Source organism: Paenibacillus harenae DSM 16969, assembly GCF_000422465.1.
In the GTDB taxonomy this organism is placed as follows: Bacteria; Bacillota; Bacilli; order Paenibacillales; family Paenibacillaceae; genus Pristimantibacillus; species Pristimantibacillus harenae.
This window is the reverse complement of sequence record NZ_KE383842.1, coordinates 1,363,227-1,389,979: the sequence shown is the minus strand read 5'-3', so window position 1 is coordinate 1,389,979 and position 26,753 is coordinate 1,363,227. Positions and strand designations below refer to the sequence as shown.

Genomic DNA, 26,753 nt, shown 5'->3' with positions numbered 1-26,753 from the left:
ATCGATGCAAGGCTTATCGGGACGCCAGAAAGCGGCAATCCTGCTTATAACGCTCGGGCCGGAAGTGTCGTCACAGATTTTCAAACATTTGCGCGATGAAGAGATTGAACAATTAACGCTTGAAATCGCGAATGTAAGAAAGGTAGACAGCCTAGACCGTGAAACGATTCTAAGCGAATTTCATCAAATATGTATGGCGCAGGAGTACATTACCCAAGGCGGTATCTCTTATGCAAAAGATATTTTGGAGAAAGCGCTTGGCGAACAGAAGGCTCTTGAAGTCATAAACCGGTTGACGGCTACGCTGCAGGTAAGGCCGTTTGACTTTGCCAGAAAAGCGGATCCTACTCAAATTTTAAACTTTATCCAAAATGAAAACGCGCAGACGATTGCTCTCGTATTGTCGTATTTACAATCCGAACAATCCTCGCAAATATTATCTTCCCTCCCGCAGGAGAAGCAGGCAGACGTTGCAAGAAGAATCGCCTTGATGGACAGCACTTCTCCGGAAGTCATCTCGCAGGTTGAGCGAGTGCTTGAGCAGAAGCTGTCCGCTACCGTGACGCAGGACTACACGAATGCCGGCGGCATCGATTCGATCGTTCAGATTTTGAACGGCGTCGACCGGGGGACGGAGCGAACGATACTGGATGCGCTCGAAATTCAAGATCCGGAGCTTGCAGAGGAAATCAAGAAGCGGATGTTCGTATTCGAGGACATTGTCAATATCGACAACCGGTCCATCCAGCGTATTATTCGCGATATCGAAAATGCCGATCTTCAGCTTGCGCTCAAGGTTGCGAGCGAAGAGGTCCGAGAAGCGATATTCCGCAATATGTCGAAGCGTATGGCGGATACCTTCAAGGAAGAGATGGAATTTATGGGTCCCGTGCGGCTGCGTGACGTGGAAGAAGCGCAGACGCGTATCGTTGCTACGATTCGCCGTTTAGAAGAGTCCGGCGAGATCATTATTGCGCGCGGCGGAGGAGACGATATCATTGTCTAATCTGATTAAATCTTCAAGTGTTGTTTCTCTTGACCAGCTCAAGCAGCTGAAGTGGCTGCATGAGCGAAGCGGCTATGCCGATACGGAAGCGGAAGAGCCGATTGAACCAGAGCCCGTTCCCGATGAAGAAACGATTACGCTTCGCGATCAGATTTTGAAAGACGCCCAGCTATTCGCCGAAGAACGTCTTCGCGAAGCTGCCGAGGCCAGTGAACAGCTGCTCTCCGATGCGGAACAGCAAATCGAAATTTGGTGGCTTCAGAAACGCGCTGAAGATGAAGAAGCTTCTGAAGCTTTCAGGCAATCCGGCTACGAGCTTGGATATGCCGAAGGATCCGCTCACTCGGAACGCGATATGAGAGAACAATGGGAGAACAAATTATCCGAAGCTTCTAATGTGCTCAAATCGGCCTATGAGATGCGAGAGCAGATTATTCAGGAAGCAGAGCCTTTTCTCGTGGAGCTCAGCTGTGCGATCGCCGAGAAAATCATTGGTCAACAGCTTACACTTGCGCCGGAAATGGCGATTGACCTCATTCGAAAATCTTTATCCAGAAGAAGAGAACAAGGCGTCATTACCTTATGCGTTGCTCCAGGACAGCTTGCGTTCGTTCAGGCGGCGAGAGAAGAGCTGCATATGTCGATTGACTCACAGGCTGAATTGCAAATATTGCCCGATTCGACGGTGAAGGACAACGGCTGTGTCATCCGTTCCGTATTCGGCAGCATCGACGCCCGCATCGATACCCAGTTAGCCGAGATTAAGCGCGAGTTGATCCATTTGGCGCATCATAGCGGCGAAGAACGAGGTTTTACCGATGACAATGAATAACCTGGATGTCCTAAAGTATATCGAGCATTTGCAGCCGCTTGACCCTGTAAGGGTAAACGGCAAAGTAACGCAGGTTATCGGTCTCACCGTCGAATCCGAAGGTCCGGACGCCAGCATTGGAGATGTATGCTTTATTTATCCTTCCAAAGGGGCAAAGCCGCTGAAAGCCGAGGTTGTCGGTTTTCGGGATAATAAAGTCATTCTAATGCCGCTTGGCGATCTTCATGCGATAAGCCCAGGCTGCGACGTCGTCGGTACAGGCAAGCCGTTATCGGTGCAGGTCGGTTCCGAGCTGCTCGGCAAAGTGCTGGACGGGCTTGGAAATCCGCTTGACGGGTCCTTCTTGCCTCGGCGGATGCCGCATTATTCAACGCATAACGAACCAAGCAACCCGTTGCTGAGGCCTCGCGTCGTAGAACCGCTTGGTATCGGCGTGCGCGCAATCGACGGACTGCTGACGGTAGGCCGCGGACAGAGAGTGGGCATTTTTGCCGGTTCCGGCGTCGGAAAGAGCACCTTGCTCGGCATGATCGCGCGCAACACCTCTGCCGATGTCAATGTGATCGCGTTAATCGGCGAGCGCGGCAGAGAAGTTCTTGAGTTTATCGAGAAGGATCTCGGTCCTGAAGGTTTGGCGCGTTCCGTCGTTATTGTAGCTACGTCTGACCAGCCTGCGCTCATTCGGATGAAAGGCGCGCTGATCGCAACGTCGATTGCCGAATATTTTCGCGACCGCGGCTTAAACGTCATGCTCATGATGGATTCCGTTACGCGTTATGCAATGGCGCTTCGCGAGGTTGGACTCGCGATAGGCGAGCCTCCCGCAACCCGAGGTTATACGCCTTCGGTCTTCGCTGCATTGCCTAAGCTGCTGGAACGCGCGGGTACCGGTCTAACCGGTTCCATTACCGCCTTCTACACGGTTCTGGTTGACGGCGATGACATGAATGAGCCGATCGCGGATGCCGTTCGGGGCATCCTGGACGGGCATATCGTGTTAAGCAGGCATTTGGCGCAAAAAGGACATTTTCCGGCGATTGACGTTCTTGCATCCGTAAGCCGCGTCATGAAGGAAATCGTGACGGAGGAACAGCAGGACGCTGCGAACGAAATGAAAAAGTTGCTTGCTATTTATAAAGATTCGGAAGACTTGATCAATATCGGGGCGTACCAGCGCGGTTCAAATGCAGAAATTGATACGGCGCTCCAAAATATGGATTCCATTCACAGCTACACGAGGCAGAAGACGAATGAAAAGGTAAGCTTAGATGAAGCGCAACAGCGTTTAATTACCGATTTCTACAGGAGTTGAACCGATAAATGGCATCGTTTCGATATTCATTCCAAAGAGTCGTCGATCTGAAATCAAGCGAGAAGACGCAAGCGGAATGGCTTCTATCATCGGCGATCGGCGTGTTAACGGCCGAGGAGCTGTCGCTGGAGCAGCTCCAGGCCGAGAAGAATGAATGGGAGTTTAAGCTCCTCGAAGCATCCCAATCCGCGATTTCGTTGTCAGAGCTGCAGGTCATTCAACATTATGTTGAGTACTTAAGCAGCAGCATTTCAAGTAAAATGACGGATGTATTACATGCGCAAAAGGCGGTTGAGCAAAGCAGAGTAAAGCTTTCCGATAAAGTGAAAGACGAAAAGGTATGGCTTAAAGCAAAGGACCACGCGTTCGAGCGTTTCCGGTATGCCATGCAATTGAAGGAACAAAACGAGCTTGATGAGCTGGCTAGTGTCCGCTTCATGCTTTCAACCCCATGATACGTTATGTAATGCCGGCTGGAGGGAGTGAATGAAATTGGCAGGACCGGAAATAGAGAAGCAAGGCTACAGCGCACTCGAACGGCTTATGTTTTTAATGACACCGATCTTATTTGCCATAGTTTTGCTCGGCGTGCTGTACACCCTTTTCAATAATGATTTTCGAAATAAAATGCTTGAAGCCGGGAATTCCGTTCCCTTCTTAAAAGACGTGCTGCCTGAACCAAATGTTGCAGGCGGAAATGTAAACGATGAAGAATTAAAGGCGGCTAATATGTCTGCGAAGATAGCCGATCTGCAGGCGCAGCTTACTGCCATTGAAACCGAGCTGTCGACCGCCAATCAACACAAAGCTGATCTTGAGAAAAAGGTTAATGATCTCCAAACCGATAATACGCAGCTAAAGGCTTCGGGAGAGAAGCAGTTGCTGGAGGACGAGCAATATCAAGCGAAGATTCAAGAGCTTTCCGGTATGTTTTCTAAAATAACGCCAAGTAAAGCCGCTCCGATCCTGCAAAGTATGACGCTGGAGGAAATGGTGCTCGTCTTCGCCAATATGAGAGCGGATGACCGCGTCCGCATCATGGAGAAGATGAATCCGCGAACGGCGGCCGACGCCGCTATGATGCTCAAAGATCATGTAACGGCTAAAGATCTGCAGATCGCGGCGCTCCAAGCAAGACTGAACAAACATACGCCGACGGAAACGAAGTCTGTTTCATCCGTCCTGGATCAAGAACAGCTAGGCGCCACGTTCACGGCAATGGACGCCAAGAGCGCTGCCGAGCTGCTGATCAAAATGGCGGATGTAAGCCCCAGCAAGGTTCTGCGCATTCTGAATGCGGTTAACGATCAAACCCGTTCAACGATCCTGGCGGAAATGTCCGGTATTAACGATACGATTACGGCACAACTTGTATCGAAATTAATGACCGGCAGCTAGATTATCGGAAGACATACGAAAGATTGCTTGAAAGGAGGTGAGAAATATGGAAATGATGATCCCGCAAATCGTTTCAAATCACACACCGATGCAATCCGCGGTTCCTTCTTCTGCTGCGGGTAAAAACTCGGGCAATACGGGATTCCAACAAACGTTGGTTCAACAAATTAATAACAGTTCCGCAGGGGGAGCGGAGAATACACAGCCCGTTCAATTAGCAGGCACCGCAGTCGTACCGGAAGCTGTTGCGGCAGAAGGCGGTCCGGCCGCTCCTTCACTATCGGATCTTCTAGCCATTATTGACGGTTTAATTGACAAGCTTGATGAACGGGTAACTGCTAACCAGGAAAGCGGAGTCTTGGAAGAGCAGGAGATAAGGCAGCTGGAAGCCGCGTTGGATCAAATGAACGCCCTTCTCGCCCTTGTTGGCGTTCAAGTGATGCCTAATCAGCCTCCGCTATCGTTAGCCACGATTGAAGCGGAAGGTCAGCCGGCGGAGGCAACCGTACTTCAGGCAGCCGCTCTGAAGAGCAGCCTGCAGGACACGCTTCTCCAATTGCAAGCCATGCTTCAGCAGGGCAGCGTTAAACTTGTGCAACAGCAAGAGCCGGCGGTGTTTGTGAATCAGCAACTCCAAGCGCTAACGGCAATTTTGGAAGGCGGACCGGCGGATACGATGAAATCGCAAACCAAATCGGCGGCTCATACTCAACAGCTGTTTACGGCGCAAGGCGTACGGCAAGCAGAGACCAGCACTTTGCTGCAGCGTCTATCGCAGCAGGCCGTTCATCCGGCATATCTGACCGCGATCGTACAGAGTAACGAGGCTTCCGTTCAAGCGGAACAAACCGGAACCGTTGTTGAGGCCGTACCGCAAGTACAGCCGGGAACGACACATGCCGAAACGTTGCGCGGATTTACGCCTCCGGTTCAAGCCGCAGCAGCGGCAGCCACATCCTTTGTCGTTGCGGATCAGTTTGCGGAGTCCATGACGGGGATGATTATCCAAAAATTTGACGTATCGACCTTAAACGGCGTCTCGGAAGCAAAGCTGATGCTTTTCCCTGAACATTTGGGTCAAGTGGATGTGCGCATTACGATGCAGAACGGATTGTTAACAGCCGTCTTCCAAACCGATACGGCTATGGCAAAAGATATGCTGGACAACCAGATGGCTCAGCTCCGATCAGCGCTTCAAGCACAGGGCTTAATGGTTGATAAACTTGAAGTTTCGCAAGGACAGACGGCCGCTCAGCTGTCTCATCAACAGCATGGGCAAGGAAGCAGCCAGCAGCAATCCGCTTCCCGGCAATCGTTTAACGGGGAAGACGCGGTAAACGAAACTGTTTTTGAAACCGAAATGATAGAGCAAGCGGCTGTACAGGGTCTTGGTTACGGGCGAGGCATCAATGTGAAGGCTTAATGAGGACATGACATGATTGATCGGAGGTGACAAGAAATGTCAGACAGCATTTCCACCAAAACGGTATGGCCAAATTACAGCAAGAGCAACGTCCAAGCAGCCGCATCCAAAAAAACAGACACCTTGGGAAAAGATCAATTTCTTAGCATTCTCGTTACGCAGCTGCGTAACCAGGATCCGATGCAGCCGCTTCAGGATAAGGATTTTATCGCCCAAATGGCGCAATTTACGTCAGTTGAACAGCTTATGAATATGGCATCGGAGCTTACGCTAATGCGGCAAAGCATCGGATCGGCTTCCAGTCTGATCGGCAAGACGATCGAATGGAACGAGTATGACGAATCAGGCGGTATTGTGAAATTAAGCGGCGTGGTTGATTCCATCGTCTCAAAGGATGGCATTCTATATGCTTCAGTCGGCGGATCCGAGATTGCGCTTGATTATGTGACGGCTATTTCAGAAACAAATGACGCAACGAACGAGACTGACGAATCCGGAGAAGAGACAAGTACGGCTTCAACGGGTAACGAGCCTTCTGATTCAGCTGACGCAGCAGAAGGGGGAACGGTCTAATGAATGAACGTATGAAGATCGGGCATTTATTTCCGCTAAAATCGACGCCTCTGCTGCCTAACAAGGCTCAGGAAAGCCGTTTGCCGAAATCAACAGAATTTCAGGACATGCTGGATGCTAAGGTGCTTAAATTCAGCCATCACGCGGAAGTTCGAATGCAGCAGCGCGGTATTCAATTACAGCCGGAATCATTAACGAAAATAATAAATGCCGTTGAAGAAGCCGCATCGAAGGGTGCGCAGGACTCTTTAATCGTGTACCGTGATATCGCGATGATCGTGAACGTGCCGAGCCGTACGGTTGTGACGGCGATGGACGGCGGACAAATGAGAAGCAACGTATTTACCCAGATCGACAGCGCTATTATCTTATCGTAAGGCTGGACCTAACTGGAAGCCTTAAGCTGTGGACCGAATGAAGCAGCTTATGATAGTGCGAGCATTGTATTATGCCAGGATGGAACTCATTCATTCATTTATTATTAGGGAGGAAATAAAATGCTAAGATCGATGTATTCTGGCGTGAGCGGCATGCGCGGATTTCAAACGAAGCTGGACGTCATTGGCAATAATATTGCGAATGTCAACACCGTGGGATTTAAGGCCGGACGCGTGATGTTCAAAGATATTTTAAGCCAAACGGTTGCCGGTGTTACCGCTCCGGAAGAAGGCGAACGCGGCGGTGTTAATGCGAAGCAAATCGGCCTCGGCGTATCCATCAGCGCCATTGATACGGTACATACTGCGGGAAGCGCAATGACGACGAATCAGCCAACGGATCTTCGGATTGACGGTGACGGATTTTTTGTAGTCAGAGCGAATGAAGACTCAGAGATGCTGCTTACGCGCGCAGGCAACTTCACGCTTGATTCGAACAGACAGCTGGTTACCGCTGACGGCTATTTCGTGTTATCGTCAGCCGGAGATATCATTACGCTGGGTGAAGAGGTGACGGCGTTCTCGATCGGTCAGGACGGAACGATCATGGGCGTTACCGCAGACGGAACAGAGCCGATCGAGCAGCTCGGAGTCGCAAAGGTCGTTAACCCAAGCGGTCTTGAGAAGCTAGGCGGCAACATGTACCGCGTTACGGCAAATGCAAACCCTGAAGCTGATATCGAGGGCTTCCTGACATTCGCAGGCGATCCTGAATTCGGCACGGGAGCCATCATCGCCGGACAGCTTGAAATGTCTAATGTGGATTTGACGGCCGAATTTACGGAAATGATCGTTGCCCAGCGAGGCTTCCAAGCGAATTCACGTATTATCACGACTTCCGACGAGATTCTGCAAGAGGTTGTAAACTTAAAACGATAGATAAGTCATAACCGGCGGGAGGCGTAACGTCTCCCCTTGGTGTGAAGGGGGTCAATGATGATTACCGTAACTCGACTTAACGGCACGAAAGTCATAATTAATGCTCTTCTAATCGAAGTGATCGAAGAGTCTGCCGATACGGTTATAACGCTAACGACGGGCAAGAAGCTGGTTGTGAAGGAAAAATCGGCAGAGCTGCTGCTGCTTAATCAGCAGTATCTTCGTACCATTGGCCTCATTGCGGCGGCCCAAAAGAGCGAGCTAACGGAGGGTCCTTCGACATGAAAAAGATGATTCCATGGTTAATCACCATACTTCTTGCCATTACGCTGATTGCGATTGTTTCGATCATTTTGTTTAAATCTTTTTTTTCAGATCCGAAAGAAATAAGCGCGGAGACGGAAACGATCGAAGTGAAAGTGTTGTCCGCCGATGAGCGGGTAGAGGTAACATCCGAACTTAAGGATTTCAGAAGAAACCTGAAGGATCAGGAATATGTTGTCGTGCTTAGCTTTGCCTTCCGGCTGGACAGCAAGAAGACGAAGGAAGAATTCGATAAGCTGCTGGAAATTGAAGTAAGACCGATCATTAATCGAACATTGGCTGATATGACGGCAGAAGAGCTTAACGGCTCACAAGGTGAAGACGCTTTGGAGTCGAAGCTTCTAAACCTGATTAACCCCATCATCCCGGAAGGGAAGCTGGTTAAAGTAGAGATTACGAACTTTATTATTACAGAGCTCTAACGGATAATGCCGACATTCCTCGAAGGAGGTGAGATATTTGGTTGATGTTTTATCGCAAAACGAAATTGACGCGCTGCTTGCCGCCTTAGACTCAGGTGAAATGGATGCCGAGGATTTAAAAAAGGAAGAAACGACACGGAAGGTCAGCGTGTATGACTTCAAGCGCGCGGTCCGGTTCTCGAAGGACCATATTCGAAGCTTGACACGCATTCACGAGAACTTCGCGCGATATTTGACAACCTATTTCTCTGCGCAACTCCGCACTTTTGTTCAAATTAATGTCGTGCAGGTCGAGCAATTGCCGTATGACGAATTTATTCGTTCCATTCCGAAAATGACGATCTTGAACGTTTTTGAAGCGGAGCCGCTGGAAGGGCGAATGGTGCTTGAGGTTCATCCGAATGTGGCCTACGCCATGGTGGATCGAATGTTGGGCGGTCAAGGATCTGCACCAAATAAGATAAGTAATTTAACCGAAATAGAAACGATTGTAATGGAGCGTATTTTTAGCCGTACGTTTGAGAGCCTGCAGGAGGCTTGGAAGACGATAATCGATATATCGCCGAGGCTTGAAGCTTTGGAGACGAACCCGCAATTCATGCAGATCGTATCGCCTAATGAGACGATTGCTTTAATCTCCTTCAGTACAAAAATCGGTGATACGACGGGGATGATTAACTTATGTATCCCGCATGTGGTCATCGAGCCGATCATGTCAAGACTATCCGTGCACCACTGGTTCGTATCGCAGAAGAAGGCGCGCGCGCCGGAAGAAAAAGAGATGTTGGAGCAACGGGTCAGTAAAGCCAAGCTTCCGATTGTGGCTGAGCTCGGCGAGTCGTCCATTACGATCAAGGAATTTCTCGGTTTAAATGTAGGCGATGTTATATCACTGAATAAGTCGCTTGACGAGGGTCTTAAGATTAAGGTTGGTGAGAAGCTTAAATTCATTGGCAGCCCAGGCTCCGTAAAGGACCGGTTGGCTGTGCAAGTGGACGAGGTCATAAGCGAGGGAGTGGAAGAAAACAATGATGAGTAAGGATTATTTATCGCAAGAGGAAATAGATGCATTGCTTCGTCAATCCTCCAATGAGCCGGAGTCTGAGCAATCAACCTCAAATAGCGAACAGCTTTCAGATTATTTATCATCCTTGGAACAAGATGCGCTTGGTGAAATCGGCAATATCACGTTCGGCAGCGCTGCTACTGCATTATCCACGCTTCTGGGGAAGAAGGTCGACATCACTACGCCTCAGGTCACGCTAGTCAAGAAGGACGAGCTGGCGGATGTATTCCCCAAGCCTCACGTAGCGGTAAGCGTTCAGTATGTTGACGGCTTCCAAGGCATTAATTCCTTGGTGATCAAAACGAAGGACGCGCAAATCATTGCGGATCTTATGCTCGGAGGCGATGGGGAAGTAACCCTGGAAGAGCTAAACGAAATTCATATTAGCGCCGTTCAGGAAGCAATGAATCAAATGATGGGTTCATCGGCTACATCGATGTCTACGATTTTTAATCGGTTCGTTAATATTTCACCGCCCGGAATCGATATTCTGGACGTTAACAACGGCGATGGCATGGATCATCTGCCACAGGTGGACGCGTTTATTAAAATCTCCTTCCGGTTAACGATTGGCGATCTTATTGATTCAACCATCATGCAGCTGCTTCCAATTGCATTCGCTAAGCAAATGGTAGACATATTGATGGGTGTCGTGGATGAAGAACCGGTACAGCAAGCCGTAACGGTTTCTCCGGCAGCAGCGCAGCAGGCTGCCGAAATGCAGCAAGCGGCAGCCATGCAGCAGACCGCGGCAGCGGCCCACTTGAATGTCGTGCCACCTCATGCGAATATGGCACCTCCGATGCAGCAATTGCCGCCAACGCAGGATCAGACGCCTGCAGCCGGTTTTGATTACGCGATGCAGCCGCCCGGACCGAATACTTATGGTCATGCAGCGAACCGGAACGTCAATGTTCAGCCTGTGCAATTTGCCAATTTTGGGAACGCGCCGTTCGTTCAAACCGAGGATTCAAATCTCAATTTGCTTCTCGACATACCGCTGAAGGTCACAGTAGAATTAGGAAGGACCCAGAAGCAAATAAAGGATATTTTAGAGCTGTCGCAAGGTTCGATTATCGAGTTGGACAAGCTGGCCGGCGAGCCGGTTGACATATTGGTTAACAACAAACTAATCGCCAAAGGCGAGGTTGTTGTCATAGATGAAAACTTTGGCGTCAGAGTAACGGATATCGTAAGCCAATGGGACCGAATTTCAAAACTACAATAACATCCTAGGAGGATAAAAAAGATGGCAAACCGCATTCTTATCGTAGACGACGCAGCATTCATGCGCATGATGATCCGTGACATTTTATCGAAGAACGGCTACGAGGTCGTCGGTGAAGCCCAAGACGGCGCACAAGCAGTTGAGAAGTACAAGGAATTAAAGCCGGATCTGACAACGATGGATATTACGATGCCTGAGATGGACGGCATATCCGCATTGAAAGAGATTAAAAAGCTGGACGGAAACGCAAAAGTCATTATGTGTTCGGCAATGGGGCAGCAAGCAATGGTTATCGATGCGATTCAAGCGGGCGCTAAAGATTTCATTGTAAAACCGTTTCAAGCCGATCGCGTTATTGAAGCGATTAAGAAAACGCTCGGATAACGGACGCGCCATGTTTAACATTTACTCGCGCATTTCAATGGTGTCTGCACTTGGGATGGCGATTTGTCCACGATTTGCAGCTGCTGCTGCAACAAATGGCAGCAGCGCGGAACGTGACGGACAGATGGCGTACACCGGATCCGCTAATGTTGCAGGCAGCTTGATATGGGTGATCATCTCTCTTGCACTGGTCATTGTCCTTATTATCTTCGTGATTAAATGGTTGTCCCAGCGCAACCGCGCATGGGGAACGAATCGTTCGCTTCGCTCGCTCGGCGGTATTGCGCTTGGACAGAACCATTCCCTTCAAGTAGTTGAAATAGCGGGCCGTATTTACATTGTCGGAGTCGGGGAAAGCATCACATTGATCGATAAGCTGGATGATCCCGAGCAAGCACGGGCTGTGATCGCCGCGCTTGAACGGCAGCAGGAATCGGTTTGGCCGCAAAATCTATTGACGCAGCTGTTAGACAAAGTGAAAAATCGCGGTGAACGTGCGGAAGCCGGTCAACCGTCAAATGAGCAATGGAACTCAGCGTCGTCATTCCAGCATATGCTCCAAAGCAAGCTTAACCAGCAGGCTGACCGCAAGCAGCAGCTGGAATCCTTGCTACATGACCCAAAAACAAATGAACGGTTGATGGATGATGAAAAATAAATGGTGGATATCAATCGTTGCTATACAGCTGCTTGCCATGTTGATTCATAATCAAGTGTTCGCTGAGCCGTTGCCCGATGTCTCTATTAACTTTGGTAACGGGAATGGCGAGGCACCTGGCACAAGCGCAATATCCATACTTCTGCTAATTACAGTTTTAAGCATTGCGCCTGCAATCATGGTGTTAATGACCAGCTTTACAAGGATCGTAATCGTGCTGGGCTTTGTAAGGACTTCGCTCGGCACGCAGCAAATGCCGCCTAATCAGGTTCTCATCGGTCTTGCTATGTTTTTGACCTTCTTCATCATGGCGCCAACCTTCTCGCAAGTGAATGAGGCTGCGCTACAGCCTTATTTGAAAGGTGAAATATCGCAAACCGAAGCCTTTGAGCAAGCAGCGGTCCCGATGAAGAAATTTATGTTCTCCCATACAAGGGAGAAGGATCTGCTTCTGTTTATGAACTATACCAAGACTGAAAAACCGGAATCGTACGAAGATATACCGATAACGGTATTAATTCCGGCTTATGCCATAAGCGAGCTGAAAACCGCCTTTCAAATGGGATTTATGATCTTTATCCCGTTTCTGGTCATCGATATGATCGTAGCAAGCACCTTGATGGCTATGGGGATGATGATGCTTCCGCCTGTCATGATCTCGCTGCCGTTCAAGCTTCTTCTGTTCGTGCTCGTTGACGGCTGGTATTTAATCGTAAAATCATTATTGTTAAGCTTCAACACGTGAGTGAAGCAAGGGGGGACGATCGATGAGTACTGATTTCATAATCGGATTGGCCGGCGAGGCCGTATTTGTGGTTTTGAAAGCCAGTGCGCCAATGCTCGCTCTTGCTTTAATCGTCGGATTGCTTGTCAGCATCTTTCAGGCGACCACACAGATTCAGGAACAGACACTCGCCTTTGTTCCCAAAATAGTAGCTGTCTTTGTGTCCATTATCGTATTTGGTCCATGGATTTTGAATACGGTCATCGATTTCACTTACAATCTGCTGAATAACTTACATCAATACATCGGTTAGGTTGTGAAAGAATGAATGTGATCGTACAAGGGTTTCCTATTTTTTTGCTTATCTTTTGTCGAATAACGGCATTTTTCGTCGTTGCGCCGATTTTTTCTTCAAGAGGCGTACCGAATACGTTCAAAATCGGACTCGGCTTTTTCATTTCGTTTATCGTTTTCATAACGTACGGAATGAAGCAGTCGATTGTGCCCGATGCCGAATATGTGCTTGTCTTACTACGGGAAATATTAATCGGCGTCTTATTGGGATTTGTCGTATATTTATTTTTTACGGTCGTGCAGACCGCTGGAGCCTTCATGGATTTGCAAGTCGGATTCGCGATGGCGAATATCGTCGATCCTCACACGGGAGCGTCTGCGCCTCTGCTAGGCAATTTTAAATATATGCTTATGATTGTCATCTTCTTGATGATGAACGGCCACCATTTCTTATTGACCGGCTTGATGGACAGCTACGAGTGGATGCCGCTGTCGAATGAGCTCTACACCAGGATGATGAGCGGCAGCGTAACGGATTTTTTGACGAGAACGGTCGGAAACACTTTTTTGCTGGCAATTCAATTATCGGCTCCGTTAGTGGTTGCCATGTTTCTCGCTGATGTCGGTTTGGGCTTCCTGACCAAGACGGCTCCGCAGTATAACGTTTTCGTAATCGGTATTCCGCTTAAGCTGATTATCGGGTTGCTCTTGCTAGTCTTGCTTATGCCTAGCCTTACGGGTATTTTCGAGCAATTATTTTCGATTATGTTTGATTCGCTTAAGCAATTTTTAGGAATCGTTCAAGGACCGCCGCCTGCAGGGTAATGGGAGGAAGCAATCGTGCGCAAGTACCGCCTAGAGCTTGATCTTCAATTATTCAGTCAGGAGAAGACTGAGAAGGCAACGCCGAAGAAGCAAGAAGAAGCAAGGAAAAAAGGGCAAATTGCCAGATCGGCGGATTTGCCTGGTTCATTAATTATGCTGTTTACGTTTCTTGGTCTTATTATGATGGGCGGCTACTTTAAAGAACATATCACGATGCTGTTTCGCAATTTGTTCGAAGACTGGCTGCTGATGAACTTGACGGCCGAAAATGCTTTGTCCTTGTTCAACGATATTACGCTTGAGCTTCTGCTTATTCTAATGCCCGTCTTTGCGATCGCGGTTATCGTGGGCTTGGCGGGGAATGTCATCCAGTTTGGTTTTTTATTGACCGGTGAGCCTCTTAAGATGAAGCTATCCAAAATAAACCCGATTAACGGATTTAAACAAATTTTTTCAGCAAGAACGTTAGTGGAGTTTCTCAAGAGCGTGTTGAAGCTGCTCATCATCGGAATTCTGGTTTATATGACGATTACAAAAGAGTGGGAACGGCTATTGGTGCTTGCGAGCATGCCGCTTCAACAAATTTTCAGCTTTACTGCGGGCTTAACCGTCAAGCTTGGGATCGAGATCGGCGCCGTGCTTGCCGTTCTGGCTTTCGCGGATTATTTCTATCAGCGATATGAGCACAACAAGAGCTTGCGGATGTCGAAGCAGGATATAAAAGACGAATATAAGAAGACGGAAGGCGATCCGATCGTTAAAGGCCGGATTAAGGAGCGCCAGCGTAGAATGGCTCTGCAGAGAATGATGCAGGAAGTTCCTAAAGCGGATGTTATTATCACGAATCCTACGCATTTTGCAATCGCATTAAAATACGATGCCTCCCAAATGGAAGCGCCGAAGATCATTGCCAAAGGCATGGATCATGTCGCGTTGCGCATAAGAGAAATAGCCAAAGAAAACGGCGTTATAACGATGGAAAACAAGCCGCTGGCTAGAGCGTTGTATGAACGGGCCGAAATCGGGGATGTCATTCCTCCGGACTTGTTCCAGGCAGTCGCTGAAGTGCTGGCATATGTATATAAATTGAAAGGCCGGGCCAAATCATCCTAATACGGGGGGGAGAAATTAACGTCATGAAAGCAAAAGACTTAGTTATTTTATTCGGCGTAATCGGCATCGTTCTCATGATGATCATCCCGATCCCCGTTCTGCTGCTGGACGTACTCATTATCCTTAATATCTCAATGGCGCTGATGATATTATTGATTGCGATGAATACGAAAGAAGCGCTGGATTTCTCGATATTTCCAGCGATTTTGTTAATAACGACGCTGTTCCGGTTAGCGCTGAACGTATCCACGACTCGAAATATATTATCGCATGCCGAAGCCGGCGAGGTTGTGGCCACTTTCGGGAGCTGGGTCGGCGGGGGACAGATTGCAATCGGGTTTATCGTATTTCTTATCCTCGTCGTTGTTCAGTTTCTCGTCATCACGAAAGGCTCGGAACGGGTAGCGGAAGTTGCCGCTAGATTTACGCTCGACGCGATGCCGGGTAAGCAGATGAGTATCGACGCCGATTTAAATGCAGGATTGATTAACGAGCAGCAGGCAAGGGAGCGCAGATCCAAGATCGAGCGTGAAGCCGATTTCTACGGAGCGATGGACGGTGCCAGCAAGTTCGTCAAAGGTGATGCCATCGCTTCTATTATCATCCTTATCATCAACTTGCTTGGCGGATTTATTATCGGAATGTCCATTCACGAGTTGAGCTTTACCGAAGCGCTGGCAACCTTCTCGATTCTGACGATCGGCGACGGCCTGGTCAGTCAAATTCCCGCGCTGCTTATTTCTACGGCCGCCGGCCTTATCGTTACAAGAGCAGCTTCCGACGGAAATTTAGCGGAGGATGTTACCGCACAGCTGTTTAAATACCCGAAGCTTCTTTACATAGCGGCAGGAACGATTGCCCTGTTAGGTTTTACGCCGATCGGCATATTTAGAACATGGCCGTTTGCCATCATGCTGGCTGTCGGCGGCTGGTATATGCAGAAAGCGATCAACAAACAGCATGAGCAGGAAGAGATGCTTGTGGAGGAGCAGCAAATTGAAGAAGTCAGAAGCCCGGAGAGCGTTATCAGCCTGCTTCAGGTAGATCCGATCGAATTCGAATTCGGCTACGGATTAATCCCGCTAGCGGATACGCAGCAAGGCGGGGACTTGCTTGACCGGATCATTATGATTCGCAGACAATGCGCCTTAGAGCTTGGACTTGTCGTTCCGGTCATTCGGATTCGAGACAACATACAGCTTAAACCGAACGAGTACGTCATAAAAATAAAAGGCAACGCAGTCGCAAGAGGCGACCTGCTGCTCAATCATTATTTGGCCATGAGTCCCGGCTTTGAGGACGATTCGGTTGTCGGCATCGAGACGACGGAGCCGGCATTCGGACTTCCGGCCATTTGGATCGATGAACAGATGAAGGAGCGGGCGGAGCTTTCGGGCTATACGGTTGTTGATCCGCCATCCGTTGTGGCTACTCACTTGACTGAAATCATTAAACGACATGCCCATGAGCTTATCGGCCGTCAAGAGGCTAAGATGCTCATCGAAAATGTGAAAGAAACGTATCCGGCTCTCATCGATGAACTTATTCCTTCTATATTAACGGTCGGGGATGTGCAGAAAGTGCTAGCGAAGCTGCTTCGAGAGAAGGTTTCGATCCGGGATCTGGTAACGATCTTTGAAGCTCTAGCCGATCACGGAAACTATACGAAGGACCCTGATATACTCACGGAATATGTAAGGCAAGCATTGTCCAGGCAAATTACACAGCAATTTTCATCCAGCGGAGATACGCTTCGCGTTATTACGGTTGGTCCGCAGCTGGAGAAAAAAATCGCCGAATCCGTCCAGCAATCGGATCAAGGCAGCTATATCGCATTAGATCCGGTTTCTACGCAGCAAATTTATCAAAAGCTAAACGAGCATGTGAATCGCCAAATTCAATCCGGCCAACAGCCGGTTGTATTGGCATCGCCGACCATACGGATGTATTTAAGACAAATCGTCGAAAGGACGATGCAAGACGTGCCCGTCCTGTCCTACAGCGAGTTGGAACCTAACATTGAAGTTCAAAGCGTCGGGGTGGTGAATCTATGAGAGTAAAGCGTTACGTCGTGAATGCCCTTCCGGAGGCGGTATCCTTAATTCGCAGTGAGCTTGGAAATGACGCCGTCATATTAAATACGAAGGAAATAAAGATCGGCGGTTTCATGGGCATGTTCCGCAAGAAAAAGATGGAAGTCATCGCCGCGATTGAATCCAAGCATGCGAATACGCCTGCCAAGCAGCCAAAAGCGGCTTCGAAGCCGGATTCCGATTTCGGGCAAATGATCCAAAACGCGCAGCGCGCTTCAACGGCCGTATTGAATCCTTCGCCGCCAAAGCCTTCAGCCGCGCATAATGTTGACCGAGAACAGCATATTCTTGACGAAATCCGCAATCTGAAGGAATACATGACTAAGCTTTCCAATCAGCGGACGGACCTCGCGGGCATGTCCGATGAGATTTGGCAGCTGAAGGAGCATTTAATCGAGCAAGAAATGGCTCCACAGTGGGTTGACCGTTTGATTCAATCGATTTCCGAGAAACAGTCGGAAGAGAGAACCAACTATTCCAAAGACCAGGTGTGGGAGCATGCCGCCTCCCAGCTGAAGGAATGGCTCAAGCCGTACGGGAACAGCGGAATTAGCGGAGAGGCTCGCATTGTCCATTTTGTCGGGCCTACCGGGGTCGGTAAAACGACCACCATTGCCAAACTGGCTGCCGAACAGACGATTAAGCACGGGAAAAAGGTCGGCTTTATTACATCGGATACATATCGGATTGCGGCTGTTGACCAGCTTAGAACCTATGCCAATATTTTGAACGTGCCATTGGAGGTCGTGTTCTCTCCTATGGACCTGCCGAAGGCGTTCAATCAGTTGGCGGAGCGTGAGCTTCTTTATATGGATACGGCGGGAAGAAACTTTCGCAGCGAGCTGCATGTCTCGGAAGTGAACAGCTTGCTCCAATCAAGCGAACCGAAGGAAACGATACTTGTACTAAGCGTGACCGGGAAGACGAAGGATATGGCGGCCGTAGCCGAACATTTCAGCAAATACGGCGTCAAAAAGGTTTTGTTCACAAAGCTTGACGAAACGTCCGTGTATGGTGCGATTTTTAATCTGATTATGGATTTTGATCTGTATCCCACCTACATGGCGAGCGGGCAGACGGTTCCGGATGATATCGAGAGATTCCGTGCCGAATCCTACATTCAACATTTGTTAGGGAGTAAGAGCCTATGAATGATCAAGCGGAAGCATTGCGTAATTTAGTCAAAAATAAAATGCTGCAAGAAGAAAGCCGGACAACACGCGTCGTTACGGTAACCAGCGGCAAAGGCGGCGTTGGGAAATCCAACTTCAGCCTGAACTTCGCCATCACGCTTCAACGATTGGGGAAGAAAGTGCTTGTTTTCGATGCTGATATCGGCATGGCCAATATTGATGTGCTGATGGGCGTCTCCTCTACTTACAATTTGTACCATTTACTCAAACAGGAGAAAACGATATGGGATATTGTTCAGGCGGGGCCGGAAGGCTTGAACTTTATTGCCGGCGGCTCGGGCTTTAAGGATTTGCTGGATCTGTCGCAGGAGCAGCTCGACGGATTCGCTGAAGAGATCGGCAAGCTTCATGGCAAGTACGATGTCATTCTGTTCGATACAGGGGCGGGCTTATCGAAGGAAACGGTCAAGTTCATCTCCGCCGCGCAGGAAACGATTGTCGTTACGACGCCGGAACCAACTTCGATCACGGACGCCTATGCGCTTATTAAAATGGTCAAAGCGATGAATGTAGAGGTCAGCTTTAAGCTTATAGTCAACCGTGCAGCCGATAACCGCGAAGGAAAACAGACGGCGGATAAAATCAGCTTAGTCGCACAGCGGTTTCTTCAATCGGAATTGCCTTCGCTCGGTTTTGTGCCTGATGATCCAAATGTGTCTAAGGCCGTGAAGCGCCAGCAACCGTTTACCATTGCCTATCCGGGATGCGACGCAACGCTTGCAATCGAGAGAATCGCGAGGCAATTTTTAGATCTTCCGCAGGACAGCGAAGCCGGGGGCGGCGTCAAAGGATTTTTACATAAAATGTTCAAACTTTCGAGATAATCCTTTGGAATTGAGGTGGGAAAGGATGAATTCTTATCGCGTGCTTGTTGTCGATGATTCCGCATTTATGAGAAAGTTCATTAGCGATCTTATCGTTCAGGACCCGCAATTTTCGATCGTTGCAACCGCCGTTAACGGAATGGAAGCCATCGAGGCTGTGCGTGAATGGAAACCGGATGCGGTCACGCTCGATTTAGAAATGCCGGTGATGAACGGCTTGGAAGCTTTACAGCTTATTATGAAGCAAAATCCGACTCCCGTTATTATGCTGTCGGGCATTAGCGAAGACCATACGAGAGAGACGATCAAAGCGCTGCAGTATGGCGCATTCGATTTCATTCGAAAGCCTTCCGGCGTTTTTTCAAATGATATCGAACATGTCCGCGAAGCGCTGTTGGAGAAATTACGAATCGCAGTCATGACGAAGCGGTACCAGCCCGCTTTATCAATCAAGGAAGAAACGAAAAGAAGGGGAGACCAACCGGGGCTAGCGGCTCCTGAGGGATTCGATGCCGCCCGGAAGCCCGTCCAGCCGATTAATCCGCCGCCAACAGGACAGTATTCGCCTGTGAGGGAACGGTCTTTACCGTACTCACAGCCGGATCGGGACAAGCAAGCGGGGGCTGGTTCTGCGTCTCTTTCTCCTGCGAAGCCGAATAAAAGCAAATCGGGTACTGAAGCGCCCAAAACACTTCCTGCCTCGCGATCGAAACCGGAGGTACGCGAGGCTAAACCGAAGCACGCGGAACCGCCATCGCCTTCATTAAATGCGATAGACAGCCAGGCGAAGCCGTTCAAGCATATTGTCGCGATCGGCACTTCGACCGGCGGTCCAAGGGCGCTTCATGAAGTCATTACTGCTCTTCCCGGCGACTTTCCGGCTCCGGTTCTCGTCGTTCAACATATGCCGCCGAAATTCACGAAATCACTTGCTCAGCGGCTGGACAGCTTTAGCGAAATGCGGGTCGTTGAAGCAGAGCAGGGGGAGAGGGTTTCCGCCGGAGTCGTTTATATCGCGCCGGGAGGATTTCATCTGGAGCTTACCAAGGATGCTGCCGGATATGCGATTCAACTGACGGAGCAGCCGCAGCGCAACGGACACCGGCCTTCGGTCGATGTCTTGTTCGAATCCTTACTCGGCTGCAAGGAATTGAAACGGCACGCAGTCATCATGACGGGCATGGGCAGCGACGGTGCGAAGGGGATGCGGAAGCTTATCGATCACGGTGTAGATTCGACGATCGCGGAAGCCGAGGAATCCTGCGTCGTATACGGTATGCCTCGTGCAGCCGTTGAAGCCGGCTGTGTCAATAAAGTATTACCGCTGCAACGAATTGCTTCACAAATCGTGCATGCAGTGTTGAAATAAAGGCTTGTAGCCCAACCATACTAACAGGAGGTGCTGAGAAATGGATATGAATGCTTATCTGTCGATGTTTATCGACGAATCAAACGATCACCTGCAGTCTCTGAATGAAAATCTGCTGCGGCTGGAAAGCGAGCCGGAGGAGCTAAGCATCGTTCAATCCATTTTCCGTTCGGCGCATACGCTGAAAGGGATGTCCGCCACGATGGGCTTTGAAGACTTGGCGGCATTAACGCATGAGATGGAAAATGTACTCGACCTGGTTCGCAACAGTAAACTAAAAATGGACCACTTTATTTTTGACACTCTATTCAAAGGCTTGGATGCGCTTGAAAGCATGGTACAGGACATCGTTGGCGGCGGCTCGGGTAAGGCTGACGTGACGCAAATTGTTGCATCCCTTCAAATTATTCTTAAAAGCGATTACAGCGCGAGCAAAGCTGCGGAAGCCGCTCCCGTTTCCGCTGCGGCGGCCGTATCGACGGACTCTGCAGGAGCTATGCTTCTCGATGAGTACCAATCTTCTATCCTACTGCAGTCCATCGAAGGCGGACTTCAAGTTTTTCATTTACAGGTAACGATCAGGGATAATTGTTTATTGAAGGCGGTTCGCGCCTATATGGTTTTCGAAGTGCTTGAACGCAGCGGCGAGGTCATTAAATCGGATCCTTCCGTTCAAGACATCGAACAAGAGAAATTTGATTTCTCCTTCTCGGTCTTTATGATCTCAAATGTGAGCCTGGAGGATCTTCAAACTCAAATCTTGAACATCTCTGAAATTGATGCTGTCGTTATAACGGCGCTCGATACGGAATCACTAGCTGTCTTGAACAGGGCGCCAGCAGCTGCAGCGGCAGAAGCGGTATCGGTGCCGGCGCAGGAGTTAAAGGCAGCTCCGGCTTTGGTACAGGAAGCTTCCCCAAGCAAAGCGAAAGCCGGCGGAGCGGCGCCTGCTGCGGCCAACGTATCGCGTACGATTCGGGTTGATATCGAGAGACTGGATACGTTAATGAACCTGTTCAGTGAAATGCTCATCGACCGGGTAAGGCTTGAGCAGTTGGCCAGCGAGATCAAGCGGCCGGACCTGACGGAAACGGTTGAGCATATGGCTCGCGTCAGTTCCGATCTGCAGAGCATCGTCTTGAAATTACGGATGGTGCCGGTCGATTCGGTCTTTAACCGCTTCCCGCGGATGATCCGAGACCTTGCGAAATCGTTGGACAAAAAAATTGATCTTATTATTACTGGCGCCGACACGGAGCTGGACCGCACCGTAATCGATGAGATCGGCGATCCGCTTGTTCATTTACTCCGCAACTCCGTCGATCACGGGCTTGAGACCGTCGAAGAGCGAATTGCGGCAGGCAAGCCGGATACGGGCAAAATCTATTTAAGAGCTTATCACAGCGGCAATCACGTATTTATCGAGGTCGAAGAAGACGGCCGCGGCATCAATCGGGAAAAAGTATTAAAAACAGCTATAAAAAACGGCGTCGTTACAGAAGAACAGGCAGGCAAACTAACTTCAGATGAGATTAATATGCTGATCTTTGCAGCCGGTTTCAGCACAGCCGATAAAATTTCGGATATTTCCGGCCGCGGCGTTGGCCTTGATGTCGTCAAATCCAAAATTACGTCGCTAGGCGGAAACGTGACGGTTGATTCCGTATTCGGAAGGGGAAGCAGATTTTCCGTACAGCTGCCTCTGACGCTTTCCATTATATCCGCGATGCTGATCAAGCTCGGGTCGGAGAAGTTCGCGATTCCGTTGTCATCCATCGTTGAGACCGGTATCATTCGCAAAGAGCAAATATTAAACGTACATGGCAACCGGATGATTGAGTTCCGCAATTCAATCATTCCGCTTGTATCCTTGAGCAAGGTGCTGGATTCGCCGGATTACAACGAAAATGACGAGCAGGAAACGGAAATCGTCGTCGTACGCAAGGGAGATAAGTGGGCGGCCGTCATGGTCGACGAATTTATCGGACAAAGCGAGATCGTTCTCAAGACCCTCGGCAAATATTTAACGAATATCGAAGCAATCTCAGGGGCGACCATACTTGGCGACGGATATGTCGCGCTTATCATTGATCCGAATGCACTTATCAAATAGGGAGGTTTTATCGATGGGAGAAGAATTAAAGGTTATCGTGTTCGCGCTGGGCAACGAAGAGTACGGTATTGAAGTAGATAAGGTTCGCACGATTGAAAGATTGTCTCCAATTACCCGCGTTCCTAAAACAGCAGCTTTTATTAAAGGCGTTATTAATCTCCGCGGCGTTGTCGTTCCGGTTATCGATTTGCGCGGCCGTTTCAATTTATCCGAGACCGTGCCGACGGAAAACTCGCGAATTATCGTTGTGGCAGTCGCGGATCTGGAGGTTGGCTTCATCGTCGATTCCGCGAACGACGTCATTGACATCGATTCGGACACAATCGATCTGCCGCCTGAAATCGTCGGGGGGATTAAAGCCAAATATTTAAGAGGAATTGCGAAGCTTGGTGAAGGTCGACTTCTCATCATGCTGAACCTATCCGAAGTGTTGAATAAAAACGAGATCATCCAGTTAGAACAGCTCGAGGTTTAATCCGTGAATCTATTCAGCCGTTTTGAGGCGTTTGAGCTGGATGTTTTGAAAGAAGTCGGCAACATCGGGGCAGGCAATGCCGCAACGGCATTGTCCCGCTTGTTAGACAAGCCGGTCGATATGGCTGTTCCAAAGGTAAGCCTGCTTCCTTTTGAAGAGGTTGCAGACCGGGTCGGCGGCTCGGAGCAAATCGTTATCGCCGTATATCTGCGGGTGGAGGGCGAGGCTCCAGGCAATATGTTTTTTATTATCGAAGAAGAATCCGGTAAGCGAATATTGCGGCAGCTGCTGTCCATGTACACGGAGGAGCCGAACGGCTATTCTGAAATGGAACTGTCCGCATTATGTGAGATCGGTAACATTTTGGCCGGTTCCTACTTGTCCTCTTTAGCGGACTTTACGCATTTGGCGATGGCTCCGTCTGTCCCGGCTATAGCGGTTGATATGGCGGGCGCTATTTTAAGCTACGGCCTTATGCAGTACGGCGAGATGGGCGACTCGGCCTTGCTTATCGAAACGACATTTTTGGAAGATCATCAGTCGCTTGAAGGTCACTTCTTCCTTATTCCCGATCCGGAATCGTTTGATAAAATATTCAGGTCATTGGGAGTCGTCGGCGAATGATACAACAAAACTTGGTCAAAGTAGGCATGGCTGACTTAAATATCGCGACGGAAGGAGCCGTATTGAAAACGACGGGCTTAGGCTCCTGCGTCGGGCTTACTTTATATGATCCGCATAGAAAAATTGCAGGGATGGCGCATGTTATGCTCCCGAGTTCCGACATCGCCCGCGAGACCCCAATAAACCTCGCCAAATATGCGGATACGGCTATCCCTGAACTGCTTGACCGAATGATTGCCGCCGGCGCTTACCTGGAACGCTTAAAAGCCAAAATGGCCGGCGGGGCACAAATGTTTGCGATGTCAGGCCAATCGGATTCCCTAAGAATCGGTCCCCGGAATGTGGAATCATGTACGGCAATGTTGAGCAGATTTAAAATTCCGATTGTATCTCAGGATACGGGCGGAAGCTTTGGCCGCACCATAGAGTTCGACAGCGTCAGCGGAATGTTATCCATTAGAAGCGTGCAGTTTGGAACAAAGGAGATTTGAAATGCTGGGAACTTGGCGATGGAATGTCGTATTTGGGTTGATCGGTACCGTACTGACGGTAGCTTTCTCAACCCAGAATAATCCGGTTCCGGTAACGCTGTTAAGAGGTATGTATGCTTTCATCGCTTTTTTTGTTCTTGCGTATGCGGCCCGTGCCGTCCTGGCATACATCCTTCGTCCTCCTGCCGCCTTTGCTCCGGAGCATGCGGCCCAGGAGGAAGGGAGAGGAACTCAGCTTGACATGCAGACGCCGGAAGAGACAGATGATTTGAACGAATTGCTTAAATCACAACTGCAGGATGGAGCAATGGCGCAGCCGTCTAGCGGCAAGCCTGCTAAAGATGCTGCAGAATTCCGTCCATTAAGTCCTCCTCAATTGTTATCCGCAAAAAATAAACAGCCTGAAGAATTGGTTAAAGCCATTCGTCACCTGACAGGAGAGTGAGTCGATGATCGAGCAGAAAACGCCTCATTTGACAAACTTCCAGATGTGGGAAGCCTGGAAAGAACAAGGCGATTTGGAAGTGAAGAAAAAGCTGATCGAGCAATATTTGCCGCTTGTTGATTACGTGACGAATCGGATGGCGATCGGGCTTCCCAAAAATGTGATGAAAGACGATCTTGCCAGCAATGGTGTCATGGGGCTTATTGACGCCATCGAGAAATTCGATTATTGCAGAGGCTTGCAGTTTGAAACCTATGCTTCCTGGCGCATTCGAGGCGCGATAATCGACGGCTTGCGGCAAGGAGACTGGGTGCCCAGATCCGTCCGCGAGAAAGCGAAAAAAGTAGAGGAAGCTTATCAGCATTTAGAGCAAAAATATTTGCGTTCCGTAACCGATGCCGAGATCAGCAGCTACCTGCAAGTATCGGAGAAGGAATTTCTTGGTATGCTTCAGGATATCGCGGTTACGACTGTATGTTCGTTAGAGGATCCGATTCGCGAAGAGGAGTCGGAGACCCGAATGTCAATGCTCGTTGATGATAAGGCGAAGAACCCGGACTATAAGGTGCATGAATTTTATTTAAAGGAATCGCTGGTTAAAGGCATTGAACGATTGACTGAGAAAGAACGTATCGTCGTCTCGCTATTCTATTATGAGGAACTTTCACTAAGTGAAATTGCTGAAGTCATGTCACTATCGCCTTCGAGAATATCCCAGCTCCACTCCAAAGCCATATTGCGGCTGCGCGGAGCTTTGGCTAAACATAAAGATCAGCTCATGCAGCATTAGAAAGGGGGGAGTAAGGTGGACAATCAACAATTAGAATCATACCTGCGTATCCAGACATCAGCTGACAAGCAGTCTGCCTTTTTGACTTTTAATCGAATGACGGATGAATTTCTTATTCGCGACGAGGAGCTTGAACGTTTTATACGCGGAAATGGGGTTGTCCATGGACTCCGAACCGAGGTGCTGAAGCAAATTTGCGCAAATCCTCTTGCTTATTATAAGGAGCAGACTTTGGTCGCTGAAGGGGATCCCGCTTTGCCGGGCAAGGACGGCTTTATCAAGCTTGCTTACGATATGGAGAAGCAGGATAACCGTCCGGCAGAGCTTGATGACGGGAAGGTTGATTTTAAAGAAGTCGTGAAGCTAAAAAATGTAAAGCGGGGCCAATTGATCGCGGAAAGGTACGAGCCGGAGCCCGGGGCGCCGGGCATGTCCGTAACGGGCGAAGAGATCCCACCCAAATACGGAAAGCAGGCCCGGTTTAAAGTCGGCAAAAACGTCGTAGTGAACGATAATAAAACGGCAATGTACGCAGCCATAGACGGTCTCATCACATTGACCGACAAAGACAAAATTAATGTATTTCCGGTTTATGAAGTGAACGGCGACGTGGACTACCGTGTAGGGAACATTGATTTTATCGGCACCGTTGTTATACGCGGCAATGTGCTTAGCGGTTTTCGCATTCGAGCTTCCGGAGATATTAGAATCGTCGGCGGAGTCGAAGGAGCCGAGATCGAAACGGACGGCTCGATCGAAATTACCGGCGGCATTATGGCAGGGAACAAAGGTTTTGTCAAAGCGGCTTGCAATGTACGGAGCTCTTTTATACAGGATGGAAACGTCATTGCCGGCGAAGATGTGCTGGTGTCGCAAAGCATTATGCATTCGCATGTGAGAGCGGGAAAAAACGTGGTTTGCTCCGGGGCGAAGGCTCTCATTGTCGGAGGGCTCATTCAGGCGGGCGATCTCGTCAGCGCGAGGACCATCGGAAACTCCATGTCAACCGCAACCTCGATCGAGGTAGGGGTTAAACCCGAATACCGGACTGAGCTTCTTGAGCTCAGGACCAAATTCAAGCAAAATAACGAGAACCTGGAGAAAACGGATAAAGCTCTTACGATTCTTGATCAATTAGCGGCTGCGGGCCAACTTACCCCGGACAAGCTTGGTTTGCGAATTAAGCTGACGGCTACGAAGCGCCAGACGGTATTGGAAAACGATCAAACGAAGCAGCGTATTCTCGAAATCGAAAAAACGCTGGAGGATTCGGATCAGTCGAGAATCAACGTGGCAAATACCGTATACGGAGGCACGAAAATCGTAATCGGCAGATATACGAAATATATAAAGGATTCCGCGCAGCGCGTGTCTTTCCGATATTCCGACGGAGATATCGTTCTCGTCCCTTTTACCCCGTGATGTTGGCGGAAAACGT

The 26,753-nt window shown here is 49.3% G+C and carries 30 protein-coding genes; all 30 read left to right on the top strand.

Annotated features, from left to right (window positions below):
• Positions 1–4: 4 nt before the first annotated feature.
• Positions 5–1,006, top strand: a complete 1,002-nt coding sequence (gene fliG, locus H581_RS0116845; protein WP_211231487.1) for a flagellar motor switch protein FliG — start codon at positions 5–7, stop codon at positions 1,004–1,006.
• Positions 999–1,838: a FliH/SctL family protein gene (locus H581_RS0116840; RefSeq protein WP_028611039.1), complete on the top strand. Its 840-nt coding sequence runs from the start codon at positions 999–1,001 to the stop codon at positions 1,836–1,838. The genes fliG and H581_RS0116840 overlap by 8 nt, the downstream gene beginning before the upstream one ends.
• Complete coding sequence (gene fliI, locus H581_RS0116835) at positions 1,831–3,150, top strand: flagellar protein export ATPase FliI (protein WP_028611038.1); 1,320 nt, start codon at positions 1,831–1,833, stop codon at positions 3,148–3,150. Before H581_RS0116840 ends, fliI begins: the two co-directional genes overlap by 8 nt.
• Positions 3,151–3,158: 8 nt before the next feature.
• Entirely contained in the window at positions 3,159–3,605 is a 447-nt protein-coding gene (gene fliJ, locus H581_RS0116830; protein ID WP_028611037.1) for a flagellar export protein FliJ, read from the top strand.
• Between the two features lie 31 nt (positions 3,606–3,636).
• A complete protein-coding gene (locus H581_RS0116825) occupies positions 3,637–4,548 on the top strand; it encodes a MotE family protein (RefSeq protein ID WP_245600054.1) in 912 nt (303 codons plus the stop codon).
• A gap of 46 nt (positions 4,549–4,594) precedes the next feature.
• On the top strand, positions 4,595–5,971 hold the full coding sequence (locus H581_RS0116820; RefSeq protein WP_028611035.1) for a flagellar hook-length control protein FliK: 1,377 nt from the start codon (positions 4,595–4,597) through the stop codon (positions 5,969–5,971).
• A 36-nt stretch (positions 5,972–6,007) separates the two neighbouring features.
• Positions 6,008–6,544, top strand: a complete 537-nt coding sequence (locus H581_RS0116815) for a flagellar hook capping FlgD N-terminal domain-containing protein (protein WP_028611034.1) — start codon at positions 6,008–6,010, stop codon at positions 6,542–6,544.
• Positions 6,544–6,921: a TIGR02530 family flagellar biosynthesis protein gene (locus H581_RS0116810; RefSeq protein ID WP_028611033.1), complete on the top strand. Its 378-nt coding sequence runs from the start codon at positions 6,544–6,546 to the stop codon at positions 6,919–6,921. Before H581_RS0116815 ends, H581_RS0116810 begins: the two co-directional genes overlap by 1 nt.
• A 120-nt stretch (positions 6,922–7,041) precedes the next feature.
• On the top strand, positions 7,042–7,860 hold the full coding sequence (gene flgG, locus H581_RS0116805; RefSeq protein WP_028611032.1) for a flagellar basal body rod protein FlgG: 819 nt from the start codon (positions 7,042–7,044) through the stop codon (positions 7,858–7,860).
• Positions 7,861–7,917: 57 nt separating this feature from the next.
• The gene (locus tag H581_RS0116800; protein ID WP_028611031.1) at positions 7,918–8,145 is read left to right on the top strand and encodes a flagellar FlbD family protein; all 228 of its coding nucleotides are present in this window, start codon (positions 7,918–7,920) and stop codon (positions 8,143–8,145) included.
• Positions 8,142–8,606, top strand: a complete 465-nt coding sequence (locus H581_RS0116795) for a flagellar basal body-associated FliL family protein (protein WP_028611030.1) — start codon at positions 8,142–8,144, stop codon at positions 8,604–8,606. The genes H581_RS0116800 and H581_RS0116795 overlap by 4 nt, the downstream gene beginning before the upstream one ends.
• A gap of 37 nt (positions 8,607–8,643) precedes the next feature.
• Positions 8,644–9,645 carry a flagellar motor switch protein FliM gene (fliM, locus tag H581_RS0116790; RefSeq protein ID WP_028611029.1) on the top strand — a complete coding sequence of 334 codons (1,002 nt, stop codon included), beginning with the start codon at positions 8,644–8,646 and terminating at the stop codon, positions 9,643–9,645.
• Positions 9,635–10,900 carry a flagellar motor switch phosphatase FliY gene (fliY, locus tag H581_RS0116785; RefSeq protein ID WP_028611028.1) on the top strand — a complete coding sequence of 422 codons (1,266 nt, stop codon included), beginning with the start codon at positions 9,635–9,637 and terminating at the stop codon, positions 10,898–10,900. The genes fliM and fliY overlap by 11 nt, the downstream gene beginning before the upstream one ends.
• 21 nt (positions 10,901–10,921) lie before the next feature.
• Complete coding sequence (locus H581_RS0116780; protein WP_028611027.1) at positions 10,922–11,284, top strand: response regulator; 363 nt, start codon at positions 10,922–10,924, stop codon at positions 11,282–11,284.
• Complete coding sequence (locus H581_RS0116775; RefSeq protein WP_169507512.1) at positions 11,256–11,942, top strand: flagellar biosynthetic protein FliO; 687 nt, start codon at positions 11,256–11,258, stop codon at positions 11,940–11,942. The genes H581_RS0116780 and H581_RS0116775 overlap by 29 nt, the downstream gene beginning before the upstream one ends.
• 37 nt (positions 11,943–11,979) lie before the next feature.
• The gene (fliP, locus tag H581_RS0116770) at positions 11,980–12,687 is read left to right on the top strand and encodes a flagellar type III secretion system pore protein FliP (RefSeq protein ID WP_245600088.1); all 708 of its coding nucleotides are present in this window, start codon (positions 11,980–11,982) and stop codon (positions 12,685–12,687) included.
• A 22-nt stretch (positions 12,688–12,709) separates the two neighbouring features.
• Positions 12,710–12,979, top strand: coding sequence for a flagellar biosynthesis protein FliQ (gene fliQ / locus H581_RS0116765; RefSeq protein ID WP_028611024.1), 270 nt, complete (start codon positions 12,710–12,712; stop codon positions 12,977–12,979).
• A gap of 11 nt (positions 12,980–12,990) precedes the next feature.
• Complete coding sequence (gene fliR, locus H581_RS37955) at positions 12,991–13,785, top strand: flagellar biosynthetic protein FliR (RefSeq protein ID WP_028611023.1); 795 nt, start codon at positions 12,991–12,993, stop codon at positions 13,783–13,785.
• 15 nt (positions 13,786–13,800) lie between these two features.
• Positions 13,801–14,898 (top strand): flagellar biosynthesis protein FlhB, encoded by a 1,098-nt coding sequence (flhB, locus tag H581_RS0116755; RefSeq protein ID WP_028611022.1) that lies wholly within the window; start codon positions 13,801–13,803, stop codon positions 14,896–14,898.
• A gap of 23 nt (positions 14,899–14,921) precedes the next feature.
• The gene (flhA, locus tag H581_RS0116750) at positions 14,922–16,952 is read left to right on the top strand and encodes a flagellar biosynthesis protein FlhA (protein ID WP_028611021.1); all 2,031 of its coding nucleotides are present in this window, start codon (positions 14,922–14,924) and stop codon (positions 16,950–16,952) included.
• On the top strand, positions 16,949–18,142 hold the full coding sequence (gene flhF, locus H581_RS0116745; RefSeq protein WP_028611020.1) for a flagellar biosynthesis GTPase FlhF: 1,194 nt from the start codon (positions 16,949–16,951) through the stop codon (positions 18,140–18,142). The genes flhA and flhF overlap by 4 nt, the downstream gene beginning before the upstream one ends.
• Positions 18,139–19,008 carry a MinD/ParA family protein gene (locus H581_RS0116740; RefSeq protein WP_028611019.1) on the top strand — a complete coding sequence of 290 codons (870 nt, stop codon included), beginning with the start codon at positions 18,139–18,141 and terminating at the stop codon, positions 19,006–19,008. The genes flhF and H581_RS0116740 overlap by 4 nt, the downstream gene beginning before the upstream one ends.
• Positions 19,009–19,033: 25 nt before the next feature.
• Positions 19,034–20,377 (top strand): protein-glutamate methylesterase/protein-glutamine glutaminase, encoded by a 1,344-nt coding sequence (locus H581_RS0116735; protein ID WP_028611018.1) that lies wholly within the window; start codon positions 19,034–19,036, stop codon positions 20,375–20,377.
• Between the two features lie 40 nt (positions 20,378–20,417).
• On the top strand, positions 20,418–22,490 hold the full coding sequence (locus H581_RS0116730) for a chemotaxis protein CheA (RefSeq protein WP_028611017.1): 2,073 nt from the start codon (positions 20,418–20,420) through the stop codon (positions 22,488–22,490).
• A 13-nt stretch (positions 22,491–22,503) separates the two neighbouring features.
• Complete coding sequence (locus H581_RS0116725; RefSeq protein ID WP_028611016.1) at positions 22,504–22,965, top strand: chemotaxis protein CheW; 462 nt, start codon at positions 22,504–22,506, stop codon at positions 22,963–22,965.
• A gap of 3 nt (positions 22,966–22,968) precedes the next feature.
• Entirely contained in the window at positions 22,969–23,589 is a 621-nt protein-coding gene (locus H581_RS0116720) for a chemotaxis protein CheC (RefSeq protein WP_028611015.1), read from the top strand.
• Entirely contained in the window at positions 23,586–24,080 is a 495-nt protein-coding gene (locus tag H581_RS0116715) for a chemotaxis protein CheD (RefSeq protein ID WP_028611014.1), read from the top strand. The genes H581_RS0116720 and H581_RS0116715 overlap by 4 nt, the downstream gene beginning before the upstream one ends.
• A 1-nt stretch (position 24,081) precedes the next feature.
• Positions 24,082–24,525, top strand: a complete 444-nt coding sequence (locus tag H581_RS0116710) for a hypothetical protein (protein ID WP_028611013.1) — start codon at positions 24,082–24,084, stop codon at positions 24,523–24,525.
• Positions 24,526–24,529: 4 nt separating this feature from the next.
• Positions 24,530–25,315: a FliA/WhiG family RNA polymerase sigma factor gene (locus tag H581_RS0116705; protein WP_028611012.1), complete on the top strand. Its 786-nt coding sequence runs from the start codon at positions 24,530–24,532 to the stop codon at positions 25,313–25,315.
• Between the two features lie 15 nt (positions 25,316–25,330).
• Complete coding sequence (locus tag H581_RS0116700) at positions 25,331–26,737, top strand: flagellar assembly protein A (protein ID WP_028611011.1); 1,407 nt, start codon at positions 25,331–25,333, stop codon at positions 26,735–26,737.
• Positions 26,738–26,753 lie beyond the last annotated feature (16 nt).